We start from the raw sequence: 6,036 nt of genomic DNA on the forward strand, positions 1-6,036 counted from the left end.
TAATGGAGGGCAGAACAAGGTTAATAAATTTAACGTTGTTCTGCCATTCGAATATTTGTGATTTCCCCTTTAGGACTTACTCCTAAATTTTGAAATACAGACTCAATAAATCCAGATGTTGTCAGTGCTCTTTAAAATAGGCTTTTAAAAAGCTCCCCCATTAAAATTTTGAAAGTGTTTTTAATGGACTCTACAACTCTTAAATAGTCATATCTGAAGAAACCTAAAAAACAAGCCATCCAACAATTGCCGAAAAACACATTGTTAGGTAATAAAATACCTAGCCAACTTTCACCTGCTCTATCAGAAAAATTATTTATCTGGTATGACCCAGATTACACTGAAAAATGACAACAATACCTGTCCGAAGAATAGAATCAAAATACATGCGAAACATTATCTGTTTTTTACCATTAGGTTTGCGGTTTGCGCACAAATTATTGCTGGTGAACCTAAGCTTGAGGCCAATTATATGATTAAAAACACCAAGGCCAGCAGAAAAAAGATTCAAACTCCAAGTCTAAAGCGAATTGTTGGTGCTACCGACAGAGAATTCAAGGACACTTATTTTAATGGCATATGAATTGCCAATCGCCATGAGTGTCCCACTCATTTCCACCCAAAAGGTAACTAAGACGCACAGTGAGTGATGCAATCAGTTTTTGGATAGAGTATCTAGGTGAAGTATCTGAGTAAAGTGTTTAGGTTGAGCACTCTAATTTCTTATGTTTTTATAATCAGAGCGATATAATTATGTCTTTTTTGAACAGTAATTCAAAATTCTGAAACGCTGGTTATTAGAGATCAAATATTTAACTTTTCTACTAGGTATCATTAAATGAGATTCATTCCTGATATTCATTCTATTGTTAAACGCAATATTGGCTTTACAGAAATGGGAATAAGAAGCAGCCTTCGGCTAACCCAGACTATGGCTAAAGTAACACCTTATGCTATACGCTGGGGATTAAAACGCAAACTGCCTCCTGCAAATGAAGTAAGAGAGTTATTTGAAGCACTTGGTACAACGTATATTAAGTTTGGTCAGTTTATCGCTAGCTCACCTTCCATTTTTCCAAAGGAATATGTAGAGGAATTTGAAAAACTACTCGATCAAACATCATTTATACCTTTTCGAACTATCAAAAAAATCATTTCTGATGATTTAAAACAACCCACAAACCATATATTCAGCCATATAGACCAGCAACCTTTGGCATCAGCATCTATTGCACAAGTGCATGCGGCAACATTGGTGACGGGTGAAGAAGTGGTGATAAAAGTTCAAAAGCCTGGTGTGCAAGCAATTATTACTGCTGATTTAAATACGGTCTATGTAGTGGTGCGCTTGTTAGAATTTATGCTGCCCAATACAGATCGTGATGCATTAGCAGGTATCGTGTCCGAAATGTATCAAGCGATGATAGACGAATGTGATTTTACTAAAGAAGCTCAACATATTAGGGCCTTCAGACGTTTTATAGATGCTTCAAATATTAATACTGTTGTTGCACCCAAAGTTTATGATCATGCATCAGGCGTTCGTGTATTAACCATGGAGCGTTTTTACGGATGCTCATTAACCGACAAAGGCGCCAGTAATAAGTCTCGAGGTGATCCAGCAAAAGCTTTATTCGAAGCTTTAAATGTATGGTTTGCCAGTCTGATGGACTGTGAAGTTTTTCATGCTGACCTTCACAGTGGTAATATGATGTTGTTTGAAGATGGGCGAGTCGGATTTATTGATTTTGGTATGGTGGGCAGGGTAAGTCCCGATACATGGCAAGCCATGTTAAGTTTATTTAAGGGCTTAAATGATCAGGACTATGCTCTAGTTGCACACTCTATGTTGGCGGTGGGAATGACTCGAAAAAATATTGATGAACAACAATTGTTTATTGATATAAAAAATATTTTTATATCAATAAACAAATTTGATGGTGAAGACTTAATGGCTAATGATGGCTTAAACGTAGCCCCAGCAGTCAATGATGTGATCAATACATTGGGCGAAGTAGCTAGAGACCACGGTATACGTTTTCCCCGTTCCTTTACATTATTACTGAAACAATTTTTATACTTCGACCGTTATATTCAAATACTAGAACCAGATGCGAATTTATTTGATGATGAACGTATCAGTACTGTGTATCTTAACAATCGTTTGTGATCCTGTAAATTTTTGTTACGAGACGCTTTTACCCTACCGCCGTCGCCCATAAGTTGATTTAGGCAAATGCTTTTGTTGTCCTATCAACACCAGGGCCCACCACTCTCGTTATTTTCAGCGTTGGACTGACTAGACTGGTGAGGTTAATACGCAGACGATAGCCTGAGTAAAGGTAAAATAAAGCGTTATTCTTCATAAAATAAATTATACATACACCCAGCATAAGCCATATTAATGATGCTTTTGTGACGTGGCGCTTTCACGCAGTACAGTCCAAATCTATATTGTGCAAGCACATATATAGCTCACTATGTGGAGGTATTGTGATTGAGACGGGTGTCTTGTTAATTCATTGTTAACTCTGCTTTCAGTTCCTCTACCTTAATAAGAGTCAGTATATTTAAAAAAATGTATGCCGTAACTTCTAACTTTAGTAATCCTGCCACTGAGCGCAGACGTCGTTGTAGTCTTTGTTTTAAAACGACTGCTAGGTATTAGATCAAGAAGGAGGTAGGTGAGCTTTGAGGATTTCGTATAATTCAGGGCGATACGCTTTGATTTCCGCAACGTTCAGTCCTTCTAAAGAGTGGGGATACTTTAACCATGCCGCAGTTTCATGAACGAAGTAGTCTGGTTCAAAATCAACTTCGCGGCGACTAGGTTTATAAAAGGGGATAGCAATACGTACTTCTTTGGGCATATTTAATCGGGTTTCAACACGCAGTTGTTTTAAAACAGCAGCAATAGAACGACCCGTATCAAAGACATCATCGACAATGAGCAGTTTGTCGTGCTCTTGCACGTTTTTGACTAAATAATTAAGATCGTGAACCTTTACCACTCGTGATTGCTGATCAATACCAGCGGCGTATGACGATGTTCTTATCGCAATATTATCAGTCTCAATACCGTGATAACTTAAATACTCTTGTACGGCGATACCAATCGGCGCACCCCCGCGCCAAAGAGCGATGATAAAGGTCGGTTTAAAACCACTAACAAAAATCATTTGGGCCAATTTGAAAGAGTCGACTAACAATTGTTCGCCAGAGAGGTACGTTTTTTTCATTATCTTAACCGTGTATAATCGCTGCGTACATCATACTGAGATGATATCCATTCTTATAGGTAAACGATGAAAAAAATATATTTAGATGAAGATACTTTGATCCAAGACGCGTTTCGTCTTGGCGTGAAGATTTTTGAATCAGGGTTTCGGCCCACATTTATTGTTGGCTTATGGAGAGGCGGAAGTTCAGTGGGCATTTATGTTCAGGAATGCTTACAAACATTGGGAATCGACACAGATCATATTTCTATTCGAACATCCTATCGTGGTATGCCAAGCTACCAATCGATGGTGAATGCCCCTGAAACCATCCGTGTGCACGGCACTCAGTACCTTATTGAAAATTTAAATGCAGACGATTCATTGCTTATTGTCGATGACGTGTTCAGCACTGGGCTAAGTATCGAGGCGACGATAGTTCGACTGCGCAAACACTTGAAAAAGAATTTACCAAAAGATATTCGAATTGCCACACTTTACCAACGTAAGGATTACAAACGTACTGATTTAGCGTTAAATTACTTTCTTCATGAAACCGAGAGTTGGCTCGTATTTCCTTATGAATTAAAAGGCTTAAGCGCAAAAGAGATTGAGTTACATAAGCCCTATTTACGTGACTTGATGTGTTGATGATTTCGTTATTGTTCTAAGTGTTACGACGCCAGTAATATCCTATTGCTAAGCAAGATGACTCTTTATGATGCCAACGCGTTACACATCAAAATTACTGTTACTAATCAGGTGAATGCACTGACTAAAGCCTATGCATGTTCAGTCAACCTTTAAAGAATAATACTCGTATATATTCCCATCAAGCATACTACCAACAAAGCAACACCGACAAATTGGAAAAAACGTGGAGTTTCAACTTCTTTTATACGTTCGTGCATGCGTTGCCCAAATATATGCCCTACTAAGGCACACGGCAATAACCAAAGTTGATGAATCCATTGCAAGTCTACCCCAGCAATGACAAACGATATCATCTTGATGATCACCAAAATAAACCACAATACAAATAAAGTATCGCGCAATTGATGGCGCAGTACCTTGGTAGCAAATACCGAAACAATTAATGGCGCACCAATCAATGAAGTACCACTGACATAGCCGCCAAGCATCAAAAATATCGTATCTAGGGTTTTGTTATTACTATAAAAAGGTTTATTGAGGATATAAGACACAGCAAAAATGGCCACAATAACAAAAATAACGCCAGTAACAATATCGTTGGGTAAGGTCAACAAACCAAACACACCAATAAGTTTTGGGATAATCATGATGCCAAGGGCTTTTTTTAGATACGTCCAGGCAATATTGCCTTCACCTTCATGTATCACTTCGCCGCGCTCTGTTGCCAACTTAGCTTGTTTTTTACTAGTAATAGCACCGCGCCAAGCAATCCAGCTGGAAAAAAATAACAGATGAATCGAAATAATCGGCAGAAACACCAGTGGTTTATTCAGTACCAGTAACAAAAATGGCAAAGCTAATACCGCACCACCAAAACCCAAGCCACTACGAACAAAACCACTCCACACAAAAATCAAACCAATTAAGACGTACTGCCACGCGAGAAGATGTTCCACAGGTTTCCTTTTTTAATTATTTTTAGCGTGAGGTAAAGCAAGTTATTTTAGCGAAGATTAAATCTTTTTTCTGCTAAAAGTTAAATAGCTTACCTATGCTAGAGGGACTTGTATGGTGTTAACAACTAAAAACTGCATAACAAAAGGTACCTCAACGATTTAGCTCTTTTGATGATCATTACTACTGAGAAGCAGACAATCGAATCTTTCAAATACAGTAACGAGGTTGTGACATAAACATTAAGACAAAATTTATATTTTTATACGGGAAATTTGCCACCATTGCAGTCATACAGGAATTCTCGTTTTAATCTGTAACACGGTTCAAAAGTGGAGGGATGTTAACACCCTGTAAGGGACAAATTGTAGTTGGCTAAAATAGCGAGGTACGAGTACAGCAGACTATTATATGTCCGTTTACTTTATGACCTTGTTATGTGCCACTCACTCTTTCCAAAAAACACCTATAATTTGGTGAACCGTTCTTGTTATATAGCTCGTCTTTCTCTAAAGAAAGAGTATTAGAACAAAGAACTTTGGTGGTACTTCCAGAACCTTATTTTCCAAAATTTACGCTGCCAATTGTTACTTCACAATCTGAAGTGACAGGCTCACTGTCTAATGCTAAATCCACTCGATGCTCGTAAACGGCCATTCTATGGCCTACGGTAATACTGTCGACAAGTAGAACCTCTTTGTCGTTATGTTGATAAAACATTCAATATTCACCATCCACATTTCCTGTTGGTGATATTGCTCATTTCATAGCCCCCACTCTACCAAATGATGACGGTTATAGAAAAGTGGCCTACTGGATCTGACTTGAACAGGGTCTACTTATATCAAAAGTTAAGACATCACTTTGCCGATATCTTGGATGTCCATGTAAGTCAGGGCAAAAGCGGTGATACATAGTTAAGTTAAGTTGACTCTGACCTCTGATACTTCAATCACGAGGCCTTGCCAAATTTTATAAATCCAATTCAGTATAAACAATAGATTGGTCACCATTTTGATATGGCACCGCTTTTTTGCCTCGATATTTAGATAGTTCTCTAAATGTGGACGGAAGGCCTGCGTAAATGGAAGCTATGAGAATTTCTGTTGATTTTTCCTCAGAAAAATTAAGTATCAGTTGTGTATCAGCGCAGGATACGCCTCGACAATGATATTGGTAATAGCCACCCGCTCTCTTCTCACCTTTATAT

Annotated in this window: 5 protein-coding genes and 1 pseudogene; 2 read left to right on the forward strand and 4 right to left on the reverse strand. The window is 38.2% G+C overall.

Going from position 1 to position 6,036, the window contains the following annotated elements; genetic code table 11:
* Positions 1-838 precede the first annotated feature (838 nt).
* Positions 839-2,170: an AarF/UbiB family protein gene (locus QZ562_RS18575; RefSeq protein WP_293763515.1), complete on the forward strand. Its 1,332-nt coding sequence runs from the start codon at positions 839-841 to the stop codon at positions 2,168-2,170.
* A 499-nt stretch (positions 2,171-2,669) separates the two neighbouring features.
* Here QZ562_RS18575 and QZ562_RS18580 read toward each other — a convergent pair whose 3' ends face one another.
* Positions 2,670-3,242, reverse strand: coding sequence for a phosphoribosyltransferase family protein (locus QZ562_RS18580; RefSeq protein ID WP_293763525.1), 573 nt, complete (start codon positions 3,240-3,242; stop codon positions 2,670-2,672).
* 63 nt (positions 3,243-3,305) lie between these two features.
* Here QZ562_RS18580 and QZ562_RS18585 point away from each other — a divergent pair, with 63 nt between their 5' ends.
* Positions 3,306-3,869: a phosphoribosyltransferase family protein gene (locus QZ562_RS18585; protein ID WP_293763517.1), complete on the forward strand. Its 564-nt coding sequence runs from the start codon at positions 3,306-3,308 to the stop codon at positions 3,867-3,869.
* Positions 3,870-4,021: 152 nt separating this feature from the next.
* Here QZ562_RS18585 and QZ562_RS18590 read toward each other — a convergent pair whose 3' ends face one another.
* The 3 genes and pseudogenes from QZ562_RS18590 to QZ562_RS18600 all read right to left on the reverse strand — a co-directional run.
* Complete coding sequence (locus QZ562_RS18590) at positions 4,022-4,828, reverse strand: TSUP family transporter (protein WP_293763520.1); 807 nt, start codon at positions 4,826-4,828, stop codon at positions 4,022-4,024.
* 556 nt (positions 4,829-5,384) lie between these two features.
* Positions 5,385-5,546 carry a hypothetical protein gene (locus tag QZ562_RS18595; RefSeq protein ID WP_293763522.1) on the reverse strand — a complete coding sequence of 54 codons (162 nt, stop codon included), beginning with the start codon at positions 5,544-5,546 and terminating at the stop codon, positions 5,385-5,387.
* Positions 5,547-5,798: 252 nt separating this feature from the next.
* Positions 5,799-6,036, reverse strand: a pseudogene (locus tag QZ562_RS18600) (hypothetical protein); the annotation flags it as partial.

Origin of the sequence: uncultured Paraglaciecola sp. (assembly GCF_913058035.1) — a bacterium.
In the GTDB taxonomy this organism is placed as follows: Bacteria; Pseudomonadota; Gammaproteobacteria; order Enterobacterales; family Alteromonadaceae; genus Paraglaciecola.